General features: G+C 59.8%; 13 protein-coding genes and 1 pseudogene. 3 read left to right on the top strand and 11 right to left on the bottom strand.

The genetic code is table 11. The features are described 5' to 3' along the window. Positions 1–20: 20 nt before the first annotated feature. Positions 21–1,616, bottom strand: a complete 1,596-nt coding sequence (locus J0G10_RS04775; RefSeq protein ID WP_220557638.1) for a glycerol-3-phosphate dehydrogenase/oxidase — start codon at positions 1,614–1,616, stop codon at positions 21–23. Between the two features lie 5 nt (positions 1,617–1,621). Then, a complete protein-coding gene (locus J0G10_RS04770; RefSeq protein ID WP_220557631.1) occupies positions 1,622–3,217 on the bottom strand; it encodes an FAD-binding oxidoreductase in 1,596 nt (531 codons plus the stop codon). A 211-nt stretch (positions 3,218–3,428) separates the two neighbouring features. Here J0G10_RS04770 and gliR point away from each other — a divergent pair, with 211 nt between their 5' ends. Both gliR and J0G10_RS04760 read left to right on the top strand, forming a co-directional pair. After that, positions 3,429–4,445, top strand: coding sequence for an AraC family transcriptional regulator GliR (gene gliR / locus J0G10_RS04765; RefSeq protein ID WP_095049682.1), 1,017 nt, complete (start codon positions 3,429–3,431; stop codon positions 4,443–4,445). A 514-nt stretch (positions 4,446–4,959) separates the two neighbouring features. Further along, positions 4,960–5,325: pseudogene (locus J0G10_RS04760) on the top strand (DUF6124 family protein). Between the two features lie 88 nt (positions 5,326–5,413). On the opposite strand, the gene J0G10_RS04755 reads toward J0G10_RS04760, so the two are convergent. The 8 genes from J0G10_RS04755 to J0G10_RS04720 all read right to left on the bottom strand — a co-directional run bounded on the left by J0G10_RS04755 (position 5,414) and on the right by J0G10_RS04720 (position 14,485). Then, positions 5,414–6,567 (bottom strand): IS3 family transposase gene (locus tag J0G10_RS04755; RefSeq protein ID WP_320413737.1). Its coding sequence is split into 2 segments (ribosomal slippage): positions 5,414–6,294 and positions 6,294–6,567, totalling 1,155 coding nucleotides; the frame shifts between segments, so codons are not numbered across the junction. A gap of 702 nt (positions 6,568–7,269) precedes the next feature. Beyond that, positions 7,270–7,638 (bottom strand): glyoxalase superfamily protein, encoded by a 369-nt coding sequence (locus tag J0G10_RS04750; RefSeq protein ID WP_095051026.1) that lies wholly within the window; start codon positions 7,636–7,638, stop codon positions 7,270–7,272. A gap of 198 nt (positions 7,639–7,836) precedes the next feature. Then, positions 7,837–9,294: an N-acyl-D-amino-acid deacylase family protein gene (locus tag J0G10_RS04745; protein WP_220557629.1), complete on the bottom strand. Its 1,458-nt coding sequence runs from the start codon at positions 9,292–9,294 to the stop codon at positions 7,837–7,839. Between the two features lies 1 nt (position 9,295). Then, a complete protein-coding gene (locus tag J0G10_RS04740) occupies positions 9,296–10,156 on the bottom strand; it encodes a MurR/RpiR family transcriptional regulator (RefSeq protein ID WP_093442302.1) in 861 nt (286 codons plus the stop codon). Between the two features lie 16 nt (positions 10,157–10,172). Continuing rightward, on the bottom strand, positions 10,173–11,522 hold the full coding sequence (locus J0G10_RS04735; protein ID WP_095051052.1) for a GntP family permease: 1,350 nt from the start codon (positions 11,520–11,522) through the stop codon (positions 10,173–10,175). A gap of 339 nt (positions 11,523–11,861) precedes the next feature. Next, complete coding sequence (locus tag J0G10_RS04730) at positions 11,862–12,755, bottom strand: NAD-dependent epimerase/dehydratase family protein (protein ID WP_095126594.1); 894 nt, start codon at positions 12,753–12,755, stop codon at positions 11,862–11,864. A 103-nt stretch (positions 12,756–12,858) separates the two neighbouring features. Continuing rightward, on the bottom strand, positions 12,859–13,770 hold the full coding sequence (locus tag J0G10_RS04725) for a LysR family transcriptional regulator (RefSeq protein ID WP_095126595.1): 912 nt from the start codon (positions 13,768–13,770) through the stop codon (positions 12,859–12,861). Positions 13,771–13,894: 124 nt separating this feature from the next. Next, positions 13,895–14,485: an NAD(P)H-dependent oxidoreductase gene (locus J0G10_RS04720; RefSeq protein WP_095051031.1), complete on the bottom strand. Its 591-nt coding sequence runs from the start codon at positions 14,483–14,485 to the stop codon at positions 13,895–13,897. Between the two features lie 184 nt (positions 14,486–14,669). On the opposite strand from J0G10_RS04720, the gene J0G10_RS04715 reads away from it, so the two are divergent. Beyond that, positions 14,670–14,984: a putative quinol monooxygenase gene (locus tag J0G10_RS04715; protein ID WP_095051032.1), complete on the top strand. Its 315-nt coding sequence runs from the start codon at positions 14,670–14,672 to the stop codon at positions 14,982–14,984. On the opposite strand, the gene J0G10_RS04710 is transcribed toward J0G10_RS04715, so the two are convergent. Then, on the bottom strand, positions 14,974–15,738 hold the full coding sequence (locus tag J0G10_RS04710; RefSeq protein WP_220557627.1) for a sulfite exporter TauE/SafE family protein: 765 nt from the start codon (positions 15,736–15,738) through the stop codon (positions 14,974–14,976). The genes J0G10_RS04715 and J0G10_RS04710 overlap by 11 nt on opposite strands. Between the last annotated feature and the right edge of the window lie 19 nt (positions 15,739–15,757).

Raw genomic sequence — 15,757 nt, 5'->3', positions numbered from 1 at the left:
GGAGCTCTCTTCTGGGGGCATCAAGGCGTGGCATCCGGCAAACCGTGATGGCGTTGCCACAACGCCCGATAACGCTGCTCTTCCTGCTGCCAGTGTTCGTCGCTCCAGCCCAGTCGTGGCTGACAGAGTTGGCGAATGGCGGCGAAATACTCTTCGCCACCGCGCGGCAACAGCAGGCCCAGACGCGTGCGGCGCAGCAGCAGATCGTCGAGGTGCAAGACCATTTCCGCTTCGCAGGCGAAGGCCAGTTCTGCCCACAACGTGTCCGTAGCATCGACCGTTTCGTGGCTGACTTCTTTGATCAGTTGCGCCAGCCTCGGCAGGTCGCGGCCATGCCGTCCGGCCAGGCGTCGCCACTGATGGTTGCTCAATTCAGGGATCGCCAGCGCAGGCACAGCGGCAAACACTGGCGCGGCGTCGTCAACGAAAGGACGCTCGAGCATCGCCGCGCAGGCCTTAAGCACTTCGATGGCTTGCGGGCGAAACGTGGTCAGTTTGCCGCCAGCCAGGGTCACGCAACCGGGCTCCTGCCACAGCACATGCTCGCGGGTTTCGTTCGACGGTTTGTCTTGATGATTGCCCGCCGCACTGCCGACTACCGGACGTACGCCCGACCATGTCGACAGCACGTCCGAAGCGTTCACTTGCGCTCCGGGAAACTGTTGCGTGCAAGCCGCCAGCAGATAGTCGAGTTCTTCGCCGCTGATGCTCGCGCTCTGATCGAGATCCTCACGATGATCGAGGTCCGTGGTGCCGACCACCGTCGCGCCTTCCCACGGGAAAACGAACACCGGACGCCGGTCGCGCTCATGCATGAAAGTGAACGCCTGCGCCACCGGCAAACGCCAACCTGGCAGTAACAGATGACTACCCCGCAACGGCCGCAATTGCCGTGGCGCCGCTGCCGGGCGCAAGCGTTCAGCCCAGGCGCCGGTAGCCACCGCGAGCACGCCGCAGCGCAATTGCAGTGACGAACCGGCCTCGCAATCCTCGACCTGAACGCCACACACTCGGCCGTTTTCACGTAGCAGTTGTTCGACGCGCACGCCATTGACCACGACAGCGCCATCGGCCCGCGCTTCGCTCAACACACGCATCACCAACCGCGCATCATCGGTCAGCGCATCGACAAAACAGGTGCCACCGAGCAAGTCGTTTTCCCTCACGCCCGGCGCCAGATAACGCAGTTGTTGCGCATCATGAAAGCGATGGCTGCGCCGTCCCGCCAAGGCGTCGTACACGCTCAGCAAACCGCCCAGTACACGAGGCCCGGGAAAGCCGCCGCGATAGTGCGGCATCAGGAAACTCATCGGCTCGACCAGCCCCGGCGCTTCGTCGAGCAAGCGCTGACGTTCGCGCACCGAATCGCGGGTCAGGCGCCACTGGCCCTTGGCGATGTAACGCAAACCGCCGTGGACCATTTTCGACGATCGACTTGAGGTGCCCCAGGCGAAATCGCGTTGTTCCAGCAGCAGACAGCGCCAGCCTCGACGCGCCGCTTCACGCAGGATGCCGGCGCCGCTGATACCGCCGCCGATGACGATCAGATCCCAGGTTTCCTCGGCCAGCGTCGGCAGAGTCTGCTGGCGCCACGCAGCGTTCCAGTCCTGACTCATGGCCGTCACTCCGGCAGCAGCGTGCCGGGGTTGAGGCGCCCGGCCGGATCGAAGTGCTTGCTCAGCGCCTGTAAGGTGTCCATCGCCAATGCGCCCTTCTCGCGCAGCAGGTACGGCGCGTGATCCTTGCCGACACCGTGCTGGTGACTGATGGTGCCGTGGTTGTCGACGATGGTCTGGCTGGCCACGTGTTTCAGCGCTTTCCAGCGTGCCAGCGTCGCGGGGTAATCCGCTGCTGGGCGAAACACGTAAGTGGTGTAGATGCTCGAACCTTCGCCGTAGACGTGGGACAGGTGGGTGAACACGTGCACTCGCTCGCCTTCGGCGGCCAAGGCCTCGCGCAGGCTGTTTTCAACGAGGTTGAGCAGGTGGTCGACATTGCTCCAGTCAGTGGCGGTTTCGAGGGTGTCGACCACGTAACCGGCGTTCCACAGGTTCTCGCGCAGGTAGGGGAAACGGAAGCGGTTCTGCGCCCACTTCTTGCCGAGCAAGGTGCCGGTGAACACGCCGCCGAAGGCCTTGAGGTGTTGTCGCGCCTGTTTCAGCGACAGCGCGTTTTGCCGACGATTGCCGGTCACGCCGAAGGTCAGCAAGCACTTGCCCGCACCGGCGCCGCGCAGTTTCAGATACTTTTCCAGCCAGGCGATTTGTTGCGGATGACCGGCCAGCGCCAGTTGCGTTTCGGTTTCCACGGCGTTGGACAGGCGCAGCATCGACAGCGGAACGCGCGCCTGAGCCAATTGGCGGATGGCTTGCAGTGCCTTGGTCCAAGAGGGCAGAAATACACCGTAGAAACGCTCATCGGCAGGCAGCGCACTGACCCGCACCTGGACCTCGGAAATGATCCCGAAACGGCCCTCGCAACCCAGCACCACTTCGCGCAGATCAGGCCCGGCGGCAGAGGCCGGAAAGGTTGAAATATGCATCGGCCCGGCGAAGGTTTCCAGCGTTCCGCCAGCGAATAACTGCTCGATCCGGCCATAGCGCAACGACTGCTGACCGCTTGAGCGGCTGGCGACCCAACCGCCCAGCGTCGACAGCTCCCACGACTGCGGAAAATGCCCCAGCGTGTAGCCTTTCGCACGCAACTGACTTTCGACCTGCGGCCCACTCGCGCCGGGGCCGAACGTCGCCAGCAGGCTCTGTTCATCGAGGTCGATCAGGCGGTTCATCCGCGCCAGCGACACCGTCACCACTGGCCGCTCCGAATCCGGTGGATTGATGTGGCCGGCCACCGATGTGCCGCCGCCATACGGGATCAGGCACAAGTCTTGTTCATGGGCGAGCGCCAGCAACTGGCGAATGTGCTCGGCGGTCTCGGGAAAGGCCACCGCATCGGGATAATTGCCCAGCGCACCTTCGCGCAACGCCAGCCAGTCCGGCAGGCTTTGTCCCCGCGCATGCAGTAAACGGTCATGGGCATCGACGCTGTACAAAGTGTGCGCCTGCAACCGCGAATTCGGCACACGCGCCAGCGCCGCCTCTAGCGTCGCATCGGGCAGCGCGTGCCCCTCGCCCAGGCGCTCATGAAGAAACTCCGCGCCCTGGGCCGGCAGTTCGACCACCGTGGTTGCATCTCCCCAGCCGTTCCAGCGTCGCATGCGTGTGTCCTTCTTGCCGTCAGATCAGTGATATTTCAGGCCTCCATACTAGCCAGCGGCCGCCAAGTGTCACGGTCGCATCCGGCCAGTTCGTGTAGCCAATTGAGTCAAACGTCGCGCAAGCGTCAGCCATTTACTTTAGTCGGGGTTTCAAATTACCTTTCAGGCTATTTCGTCCGCCTCCGCTGCCGTTGATCAAAGGAATGGGATCATGCAATCGCTCGGCTACACCTCGGTTCCGCCACTGCTCAAGTACCTGCGCCATGCCGAACAACTGGGCATGGCCATCGAGCCGGCGTTGGCGGCAGCGGGTTTGCAGGCGCAGCAGTTGAGCGACAACACCCTGCGTTTGCCCGGTGAAGCGCATGAACGCTTGCTGGATTATTTCTGCGAACACTCGGGCGATCCGCTGTTCGGGCTCAACGCGGCGAATTTCGTCCTGCCCAATTCGTGGAGCGTGCTCGGTTACATCACCATGAACTGCGCGACGTTGGGCGATGCGATGAGCCGGATCATGCCGTTCGAGAAACTGGTCGGCGACATGGGCGTCAGCCGCGCCGAGGTACAGGACGGCCATGTGCATCTGATCTGGACTTGCCGTTATCAGCGCCCGCGAATCCGCCGGCATCTGGTGGAAAACGTGCTCGGTTCGTGGCTGCACTATGCGCGCTGGATCGCCGACACGCAGATGTCGCCGGCCGGGGTCTGGCTCGAACATTCGTGCCCGGCCGAAGCGACACCAGCGCAATATGAAGCGTTTTTCGATTGCCCGGTGTTGTTCGATCAGCCGTATTCGGCGCTGGTCGTGCCGCTGGCTTATTTGCAGTTGCCGTTGCGCCAGGCCGATGCGCAGTTGCTGCGAACGCTGGAAGAACATGCGCTGGGCTTGATGGCGACGCTGGAGGATGCGTCGCTTGAGCAGCAGGTGAAAAACATCCTGCGGCAGTTGCTCAAGGAGGGGTTGCCGCGCAAAGAACAGGTCGCCGAACAGCTCGCTGTTTCCGTGCGCACGTTGCAGCGGCAATTGCATCAGGCGGGGACGTCGTATCAGCAGATTCTCGATGATTTGCGCCAGGAGCTGGCTGAGCATTATTTACTCAATAGCACCTTGCCGATTCAGGACATTGCGCAGTATCTGGGGTTTACCGAACCGAGGTCGTTTCATCGCACGTTCAAGAGCCGGCGGGGGATGCCGCCGGGGGAGTTTCGGCAGATGCATCGGGGGTGAATATTCCGGCCCCATCGCTGGCAAGCCAGCTCCCACAGTGTCCGAGTCGTCCACAAAATCTATTACTTGCACATAAACCTATGGGAGCTGGCAAGCCAGCGATGGCGTCAGTGGCAGCCCAGAATTCCTACAGGTAAATCTTCGATACTTGAACGCAATAAACATCCCGCACCACAGGTGTTTAAAGACACTCAGCGTTACGCGAAACAGCCCACAAATCCTTGCGCCGTAACCTACGCCTAAGCCAGAATCCGCCGGCTTGTGCGCCCTGAGCATGCTGCGTAACTTGATTGCGTCACTGATTCCCAGTGATCGGGTTTAGTAGCCCGGCGGTAATTCTGCTGGTCGTACATTCATCACAGGTACTCGCGTACCTGAGCTTGATGGTGGCTGTACGCAGGGCGCTTCGGCGCGCCGGCTTTTAGCTGAGTTCCCCGGTCTACTAACCTGCGTACAGCTGCCACCCTTTCGTTTAGTAGCCAAAGGGTTGCCGCTCAACAAAGGGAACACAGCTATGTTCAAGATAACGCCAAACCCGCCGGTCACCGACCCGGCCTCCCCCTACGAATCCGCCGATTCAAAGAAACTCCACGAAGCCGCCGAGCGCGCGCTCGACCACTACCTCGGTCCGACGAACGCCGACCTCATGGCAACGCCCTACTCCCCCAACACGCTGTACATGGCCAACCCCGAGGCAGGCACCGAATCCCTGCTGGCCGACGCCAGCGAAACTCTTGGCTCGGCGACCGTCATGCTCAACAACCATGCCGCGCAGGTTTAAGGCACACACCGCAAGACACTGCAGGGTATTGCGCAAGTGGTGATGGTGGCGGAAATGGCCGTCAATCGCGTGTTGGACAGGTTAGTGCCGACCGAGTAACGAAAAAGCCCGCTACCCCAACTGGAAGGGTTGGATGGCTGATCTGGTCAAACGATACTGGACACGGTTATAGGGTTTAGGTCATTTCTCATGCTGCCAAGGCTTCCATTGCTACCGGAGTCCGATATCCGTTGTAACTGTGCAGCCTGATCCGATTGTAATAGTGGGTCAGGTAGCGCAACACATCGGTGCTGGCTTCGTCTTCGTTTCGGTAACCAGCCTTGGGTATCCATTCAGATTTCAAACTGCCAAAGAAACGTTCCATCGGAGCGTTATCCCAGCAGTTTCCCCGTCGACTCATGCTTTGTTTTATGCGCATGTCCGCCAGCGTTTCACGAAACACTTTACTGCTGTAATGACAGCCCTGATCCGAATGGAACATTAGGTTTTCAGGGCGTCCTCGCGACTCGAAAGCCATCTTTAACGCTCGACAGGTCAGAGCTGAATCCGGACTTCTGGACATCGCCCAGCCGACGATGCGGCGGGCATGCAGATCAAGTACAGCAGCCAGATAAACCCAGTAAGTACCGGCCCAAATGTAAGTCACGTCGCCACACCACACTCGATTGGGGGCCTCGACATTGAATTTACGCTCCAAATGATTGGGGGCGTATTGCGCCTCCGCACCGCTGGGTTTGTACCGATGCCTGCGCCGTTGCTGGCTCTTCAAACCGAGCTCGCGCATCAGGCTACGAGCCATGTAACGACCTACCGACTCTTTTTCGTTACACAGCGCTTTTGACAGGCTGCGCGCGCCCATTGAGCCGCGACTTTGCTCATGTAATTCGGCAGCCTTGATCTTTAGGCGATCGCGCCCGACATGCACTTTCGCCCGCTGTTTCAGACGCTCGTAATAACTGCTGCGGTTGATGCCAAACACGCCACACAACTCGGATCTTGGATATTGCTCGCTTAACTCCTCGACCAGCCTTACCGATCGAGGGAATCCGACATCAAGAGAGCTGTAGCCTTTTTTAAAATTTCCTTCTCGCGCTCAATCCGTCGAATTGTTGCTTCCAGTTCTTGGATGCGTTGTTGGTCAACGGTCATGGCCTTGGACTTCTCAGGCGTCTTGCCGCTGCGCTCCGCACGCAGTTGTTCAACCCAGCGGCGCAGAGCTGTAGGGCCCACGCCCATTGCTTCACAGGCTTCACTCACCGAATAGTCTTTATCCAAAACCAGGCAAGCCGCATCCCGTTTGAAATCTGTTGAAAAATATCGTCTGGTCAAATCACACCTCATCGTTGGGCGTAGATTAACGCCCTTTAGGGGTGTCCAGAATCATTAAGCCAGATCAAGCGGGCTTCTTTTTGTGGTGTGTCATTTCCCCCTCACCCCAGCCCTCTCCCGGAGGGAGAGGGGGCCGAACGGGGGATCTTGATTAGATACGCCGACCTGAAAGTGCTGCCGTGAATCCATAATCGCTGCAGATCTTTCAGGTCGGTGTATAGCGCCAGACAACTCGGTCGGTCCCCTCTCCCTGTGGGAGAGGGCTAGGGTGAGGGGCCAACAGTGAGATGTTCACCAAATACACTGACCTGAAAGTGCTGCCGTGAATCCATAATCGCTGCAGATCTTTCAGGTCGGTGCATAGCGTCAGACAACTCGGTCAGTCCCCTCTCCCTCTGGGAGAGGGCTAGGGTGAGGGGCCAACAGTGGGATGTTCGCTAAATACACCGACCTGAAAGTGCTGCCGTGAATCCATAATCGCTGCAGATCTTTCAGGTCGATGTATAGCGCCAGACAACTCGGTCGGTCCCCTCTCCCTCTGGGAGAGGGCTAGGGTGAGGGGCCAACAGTGGGATGTTCGCTAAATACACCGACCTGAAAGTGCTGCTGTGAATCCATAATCGCTGCAGATCTTTCAGGTCGGTGCATAGCGCCAGACAACTCGGTCAGTCCCCTCTCCCCCCGGGAGAGGGTTAGGGTGAGGGGCTGTTCAGCTCAGAGACAAATCGCATTGGTAAACACCAGCCGATTACCAAACGGATCAACGATCGTCATGTCCTGGCTCCCCCACGGCATCGCCTGAATACCCGGGTGGGAGAACTTGTAATCCTTGGCCACCAACTGCTGCTGAAACGCCTCCAGCTCATCCGTCTCGATACGCAGCGCCGAACCCGGCGTCGCATCGCCATGGTGCTCGGACAGGTGCAGCACACACTCGCCACGGGACACCTGCAGATACAACGGGAAGTTCGCCTCGAAACGGTGCTGCCAGTCGATCTTGAAGCCGAGGAAGTCGACGTAGAATTCTACGGCTTTGGCTTCATCGAAGATCCGCAGGATCGGGGTGGTTTTGCCGAAGCTCATGGGGTGCTCCCTGACTGATTAGCCCGACAGTGTAGACGGGGTGGATGTCAGCAATTCGGCCTGTTGATGACTTTCTTTAATCTCAGAGTGCCACTATGAGACGTGAGTCAAAAGATCGCAGCCTTCGGCAGCTCCTACAGGTATATGCGTTCCACTATAGGAGCTGCCGAAGGCTGCGATCTTTTGGCGCCATCAGAATCAATGAAACCCTTGGCGCAAATCACCTTCGCGTGCCAGAAAACGCCCTTCTCTCCTGCCATTCGCCTGTCCATCGCGGTAACTCAACACGCCATTGATCCAAACCCCATCAATCCCCTGCGCAGCCCGTTGCGGATCACTGAAGTCCGCGACATCACGCACGGTCGCCGGATCGAACAACACCAGATCCGCCCAATAGCCTTCACGAATCTCGCCGCGCTCCTTCAAACCAAACCGCGCCGCCGACAGCCCAGTCATCTTGTGTACGGCCGTGTGCAGCGGAAACAGCCCGACATCACGACTGAAATGGCCCAACACCCGTGGGAAAGCCCCCCACAGACGCGGATGGGGGAACGGATCTTCGGGCAGTCCGTCAGACCCGATCATCGATAACGGGTGGGCGAGGATTCTTCGTACATCCGCCTCGTCCATGCCGTAGTACACCGCGCCGGCCGGTTGCAGGCGTTTGGCGGCATCGAGCAGCGGCAGATTCCATTCGGCAGCGATGTCGATCAGGTCGCGACCGCTGACTTCCGGGTGCGGCGTCGACCAAGTTATGGTGATGCGATGCGCATCGGTGACTTGCTTCAAATCCAGTGTCGATGAACTCGCCGCATACGGGTAGCAATCGCAGCCGACCGGGTGAGTTTTGGCGACCTCTTCCAACGACGCGAGCAGTTGCGGACTGCGCCCCCAGTTACCGACGCCGGCACATTTGAGGTGGGAAATGATCACCGGCGAACGCGAATGACGGCCGATGCTGAACGCTTCTTCCATCGCTTCCAAAACCGGGGCGAATTCGCTGCGCAGGTGCGTGGTGTACACCGCGCCGAATGCCGTCAGTTCTTCGGTCAGTTGCATCACTTCATCGGTGGAGGCGTTGTAGGCGCTGGCGTACGCCAGACCTGTGGATAAACCCAACGCACCAGCCTCAAGGCTTTCGCGTAACTGTTCGCGCATCGCCGCGATTTCTTCTGGCGTCGCGGTACGGAACAAATCATCCAGATGATTGCTGCGCAGCGCCGTGTGGCCGATCAGTGCCGCCACGTTCAGCGTGGTATTGGCCGCTTCCACCGCCGCGCGGTAATCGCTGAAGCGTGGATAAACGAATGCCGCCGCTGTACCGAGCAGGTTCATCGGGTCGGGCGGATTGCCCTTCAATGTCACGGGCGAGGCGCTGATCCCGCAGTTGCCGACAATCACCGTGGTCACGCCCTGGCTGAGCTTGGGCAGCATCTCTGGCTGACGAATCACCATAGTGTCGTCGTGGGTGTGCACGTCGATGAAGCCCGGCGCCAGCACGCGACCGGCGGCGTCGATTTCTTCGGTTGCCGTGGCGTCGTGCAAGTCACCGATACGCTCGATGCGGCCCTCACGAATCGCCACGTCGGCGCGGTAACCGGGCAAGTTGCTGCCATCGATGATCAGGGCGTTGCGAATCAGCGTGTCGTACAGCATGTCAGTCTCCCAGCGGCAGGTGATCGTCGCCGCCACGGTATTCGTCGAGGGCGAGTTTGATCCGCCGCAGACGCTCTTGATTGTCTTCAGGATTGGCCAGTGCCAGCTCGGTCGCCAGCACATCGATGGCGAGCAGCATGCCGTAGCGGGCCGCCGTCGGTTTGTAGATGAACGAGGTTTCTGCGCCTTGCAGCGGCAGGACGATGTCGGCCAGTTCTGCCAGTGGCGAGTCGGCGCGGGTGATCGCCAGAATGCGCGCGCCGTAGTTGCGCGCCAGCTCGACAGTCTCGAGCAATTCCGGGGTGATGCCGGTCAGCGAGCAGACGATGAGCACTTGCTCGGCGTTCAGGCTGGCGGCGGTGACGCGCATCATCACCGCGTCATGGCACACGGCAATCGGGTAGCCGAGGCGCACCAGGCGTACCTGCAATTCGTCGCTGCACAGGGTCGAGCAACCGCCCATGCCGAAGGCGTGAATCATCCGCGCCTGACCGAGCATTTTCACCGCATCGGCAAAGCGCGATTCGTCGAATCCGGCCAGATGCTGGCGCAGCGTGGTTTCGATATCGCCGACGATCTGCCCGTAAAACGCCGACTGCTCAGGCGTGCCCGCCGGGTCGAGAAATCGGCTGCCGACGCCGCTCGCCTGGGCCAGTTGCAGGCGCAGATCACGCAGGTCGCGGCAGCCGACAGTGCGGGCGAACCGCGACAGCGTGGCGGTGCTGACTTCGGCGCGTTGCGCGAGGTCTTCGAGGCTGGCGCTGGCGGCAAAACCGACGTCGTCGAGCATCAGCCGGGCGATGCGACCTTCGCCGGCGCTGAAGGAATCCTGGCGGGCGCGGATCTGGTAGAGGATGTCCATGGGCGGCGGGCTCCGGTTACAGCAGGTAAGAAAGGCCGACGGTCAGACCAAAAGCGACCAGCGAGATCAACGTCTCGAGCACGGTCCAGGTCTTGAACGTCTGCGCGACCGTCATGTTGAAGTATTCCTTGATCAACCAGAAGCCGCCGTCGTTGACGTGGGAAAAGATAACCGAGCCAGCGCCGGTCGCCAGCACCAACAGTTCAGGGTGTGGATAACCCAGACCAATGGCCACTGGTGCGACCACGCCGGACGCGGTGGTCATGGCCACGGTCGCGGAACCGGTGGCGACGCGCATCAACGCCGCGAACAACCAGCCCATGATCAGCGGCGACAGGTGGAATTCGTGGGCGAGACCGACAATCTGATCGGTGACGCCCGCGTCGACCAGAATGCGGTTCAAGCCACCGCCAGCGCCCACCAGCAGGGTGATACTGGCGGTCGGCGCCAGACATTCGTTGGTGAATTTGAGGATCGATTCACGGTTGAAGCCCTGGGCGATGCCCAGCGTCCAGAAGCTCAGCAAGGTCGCCAGCAGCAAGGCAATCACCGAGTTGCCGATGAACAACAGGAACTGATTGAAACCGCTGCCCGGGGTGGAAATCAGGTTGGCCCAGCCGCCGATCAGCATCAGCACCACCGGCAATAGAATGGTCGCCATGGTGATGCCGAAACCCGGCAGTTTGTCGCGCGGTTCGCGGTCGAGAAATTGTTTTTCCAGCGGGTTATCTGCCGGCAGTTGAATGCGCGGCACGATGAATTTGGCGTACAGCGGCCCGGCAATGATCGCGGTGGGAATGCCGATGGCGATCGCATACAGCAAAGTCTGCCCGACCGACGCCTGATAGGCCTGCACCGCGAGCATCGCCGCCGGGTGCGGCGGCACCAGCGCATGCACCACCGACAGGCCGGCGACCATCGGCAAACCGACCATCAGAATCGACACGCCGACGCGCCGTGCCACGGTAAACGCAATCGGCACCAGCAAGACGAAACCGACTTCGAAGAACAGCGGCAGACCGACCAGAAAAGCGATGCAGACCATCGCCCAATGCGCGTTCTTCTCGCCAAACTTGTCGATCAGCGTACGCGCCATCTGCTCGGCGCCACCGGACTCGGCCATCATCTTGCCAAGCATCGTCCCCAGCGCGACCACCAGCGCAATATGCCCCAGCGTCTTGCCCACCCCGGCCTCATACGCCCCTACCACACCCGACGGCGGCATCCCCGCCACCAGTGCCAGGCCGATGGAAATCAGGGTGATGACAATGAACGGGTTGAGCCGGTAACGGGCAATCAACACGATCAGCGCAATGATGGCGACGGCGGCATAGACCAGCAGCCAATAGCCGAAGGAAGGCGTCATGCGGTACTCCTCGAAAGGGTCACGTCCGAATGGGTTGTGAAACTCATAAATCATTTCGAGATCGAGATTTCAAACCACATGAAAGTAATTTTCGTGGAGAGGCAAGGCGTGTCGCTAACGGATATGTCTTGTCGTGATTAATGAAAATTTCGGGGCGGGATTTACATACTTTTTCGGTGAACGAGAAACCAATGTGGGAGCGAGCCTGCTCGCGAAGGCGGCTTCACATTCAACATCTTTGCCGACTGATCCACCGCTTTCGCGAGCAGGCTCACTCCCACAGTTTTGATCGCATTCCTCCAGACAGGATGCACAAACCTGTGGGACGTAGCGTACGGATCACACCATTTCGTTACGAATCCATTCAACCACCGACGTGCGCTTTGGTGCCCACCCCAGCAGTTCGCGAGCGTGTTTGCCGCGTACGCGGCTGTTGGAGCCGAGGCCGTAATTGGCCATTTCGTAGCCCCATTCGGCTTCGGCGTCTTTAAGTGGCCAGTCTTGTGGTTGACCCAGGTTCAGGGCTTCGGCCATGGCGGTGGTCATGTCGATGAACGATGCTTCGCCGCTTTCGACGAAGTAGAAAGTACCCGGTACGTTCTTGGTCAGCGCCAGCAGGTACAGGGCGACGACGTCTTCGATGTGCACGTTGGACCAGATGTTCTGGCCGGTGCCGACGTGGCGCACCACGCCGCTTTTACGCGCCTGTTTGAGCAGACGCGGCAATTGCACGCTGTCGCGGATAACGCCCAGGCTGTGGCCGTAGATCAGCGTGTTGCAGATCACCGCCGAGTTCACGCCGTCCTGCGCCGCTGCGAGGATCAGGTTATCGATTGCCACGCGCGCAGCTTTGTCGACAGTCGGCTCTGGCAAGTTGTCTTCGTAGTAGATGACATCGCTGGACTTGCCGCCCGATGCATCGCCGACGATGCTCGAACCGCTGGTGTGCAGGAACACTTTGTTGGAACCGCGCAAAGCATCGAGCAATGCTTCGACGGCGCCGCGATGGTCGCTGCTGGCGGCGTTGATTACTGCGTTGGCAGCACGGGCCTGTTCGGCGAGCAATGCTTTGTCGTCGAGGGTGCCGATGACCGGGGTCATGCCCAGTGCCTCGAGCTCAGCCGCTTGTTCAGGGTTGCGCACCAGACCGGTGACTTGATGCCCGGCCTTGACCAGACCGCTAGCGATGGAGCCGCCGATAAAACCGGCAGCGCCGGTGACGAATACGTTCATGGAGAAACTCCCTGCGTGAATAAGTGATGGGACGAGTATCGGCCTGTGGATCCGAGGGAAAAACCCGCCCTCGACCAATTCACTCTTGCGCAGAGGTCACGAATCAGCCCTTGAAATCGGCGCTGGCGTAAGCGGCGAGTTTGCTCTGGATAAAGTCGAGGAAGCACTGAATGCGCAGCGCCAGTTGCGAGTTTCGGTAGTACACGGCGTTGATCGGCTGGCGATAACCGCTGTTGAATTCAGCGAGCAAGACTTTCAGGCGCCCGGCACGAATGTCGTCGATGGTCATGAAGTGCGACAAGCAAGCGATGCCCTGCCCTTCCAGCGCCAGATGCCGCACGGTCTCGCCGCTGGAGGCGCTGATGGCCGGGGTGATTGGCCAGCGATCGCCGTGCACATAGCGCAGCGGCCATTGGTTGAGGCCTTCGTTCTGAGTGAAGCCGAGTAAAGTGTGCTCGCTCAGATCGGCGACTTGCTGTGGCGCGCCGTGTTTTTCCAGGTAGGCGGGGCTGGCGACGATCAGCAGCGGACTGCAACCGAGCGAGCGCGCATGCAGCGTCGAGTCAGCGAGGGTGCCGATACGGATGGCGATGTCGGTGCTTTGTTCCAGCAGGTCAATGATCAGGTCATTGCTGTTGAGTTCGAGCTGGATGTCCGGATAGAGACGACGAAACTCGTCGATGTAGGGGACGACTGCGTGGAGCATGAACGGTGACGCGGCGTTGATCCGCAGGCGCCCGGACGGCGTTTGCTGGCGCGAGGACAGGCGTTCTTCGAGTTGATCCATCTGATCGAGAATCAGCTTGGCCTGTTCGAAGAAATACTTGCCCTCTTCGGTCAGATCCATGCGCCGCGTGGTGCGGTTGATCAGCGTGGTGTCGAGCTTGGCTTCCAGCTTCGACAATGTGCGACTGACCGCAGAAGGCGTTTGCCCGACCTGTTCGGCGGCGGCGGAAATCGAACCGCATTCGATCACGCAGACGAAAATCTGCAACTCATCGGATCTGGCTTTCACGGGTGTCCTCTTTGAAATCGCCAAGATCGCAGCCTTCGGCAGCTCCTACATGGAAATGGGTTCCTGTAGGAGCTGCCGAAGGCTGCGATCTTTTGCTGTTACCACCGATAGTAGCTTGAAACACTCAAGCCTTGAGGCCAAACACCTCGGTCAGATGCTGCTCATAACGCGCCACATCAGCCTCGATATTCGGCCGCTTCATCACATCCACACAAAGGAACGTCGGCAACCCGGTCATACCGAGAAACTCGTTGGCCTTGTGGAATGGGAAGTACACCGCGTCGACACCTTTGGCCTCAAAGAAATCAGTCGGGTCATCGAAGGCCTGCTGCGGTGCATTCCAGGTCAGCGACAGCATGTATTGCTTGCCCTGAATCAGACCGCCGCTGCCGTACTTCTGCGACGCATCGGAACGGGTGCGGCCATCGCTGGCGTAGAGGCTGCCGTGGCCTTCGGTGAAGACTTCGTCGAGGTACTTTTTCACCGTCCATGGCGCGCCCATCCACCAGCCCGGCATCTGATAAATGATCACGTCGGCCCAGAGAAATTTCGCCACTTCTTCGGCAACGTCGTAGCCCTCGTCGATAAAGGTGGTTTTCACATCGAAACCGCCGCGATCCAGCACGCTCAACGCGGCTTCATGCAGGGTGGCGTTGTAGCGACCGTCAGAGTGGGCGAATTTTTTACCGCCATTGAGCAACAGCACTTTTTTCATGAGAAAGCCTCGGCGCAGCCATTGGGCTTGATGGAGAAGGGAAACTGGAATGGCGGCAGATTAACGATCCGCCTCGCGCGGAATAAGGCCTGATTGCGCAAAATACATTTGATCAAAAAGCACGAATCCATCGCCGATTGTTGCAATAACATCCGCGGCATTCTGAATGTGAGGAGTCGTTGTGATGAGTGAACGCTTGGGTTTTATCCTGCACGCCAAGACCCGCCCGGAACAAGCCGAGGCTTTCGAAGCGCTGTTTCGCGCCTACGTCGAACCGAGCCGCGCCGAGCCAGGTTGCATCGAGTACCACATGCTGCGTGATAAGGAAGATCCGACGCTGTTTATCTTCTACGAGATCTGGGCCTCCCAGGCGCACCTGGACGTGCATTCGAATTTGCCGCACATGAAGGCTTTCTTTGAACAGCGCATGGACTATCTGGAGCGCGATTTCGATATCCGCCAGATCGAAATGCTCAGCGAAGCCTCGGCTAACCGCTGATCAACAAGTGGGCGCCGAGCGCGCCCATACCGACAAAGAACACCCGTTTGAACAACACGGCGCTGATCCGTTCGCGCAGCCATTGGCCCAGCAACATACCGAGAATGGCCGGGATCAGCGCCAGCAGCGAAGCACTCAGTTCGCCGCCACCGAGGGCGCCACGCCAGAGCAATCCAGCGGCCAATGCCAGCGTCGAAACGGTGAATGACAGGCCCAGTGCCTGCACCAGTTGATCGCGATTCAAGCCCAGCGCTTGCAGGTACGGCACCGCCGGAATCACGAAGACGCCGGTGGCCGAGGTGATGACACCGGTGATCAAACCACACGCCGGCCCCAGCCAACCTTCATGGCGTGGATTGACGCTCAGCGTTGGCAGAAACAAACCGCTCAACGCATAGAGGAACAGGGCCGCGCCGAGCCCGCGCACCACCCAATGCCCGCCCGCCATGCCGATCCATAACGTGCCGACGCCGGTGCCGAGGAAGATCATCAGCAGCATTGGCCAGAGGCGTTTGATCAGTCCTTTCAAATGCCCGCCGAATGCCAGTTGCCAGACATTGGTCAAGGTTGCCGGGATGATCAACAACGCGGCTGCCTGCGACGGCGCCATAGCCAGACCGAGCAAGCCCATGGCGACGGTGGGCAGGCCGAGGCCGATCACGCCTTTGATCAGGCCGGCGAGCATGAACGTCACGATGACCAGCAGGGACAGGGCTAGGCCGAGGTGTTGGTAGAAATCTGTGAGTGTGTGCATGGCGCTACTGTGCGCCAGT

The organism is Pseudomonas germanica (assembly GCF_019614655.1).
Lineage (GTDB): Bacteria > Pseudomonadota > Gammaproteobacteria > Pseudomonadales > Pseudomonadaceae > Aquipseudomonas > Aquipseudomonas neuropathica.
The sequence above is the reverse complement of the archived record's forward strand: the minus strand, read 5'-3'. Positions and strand labels throughout refer to the sequence as shown.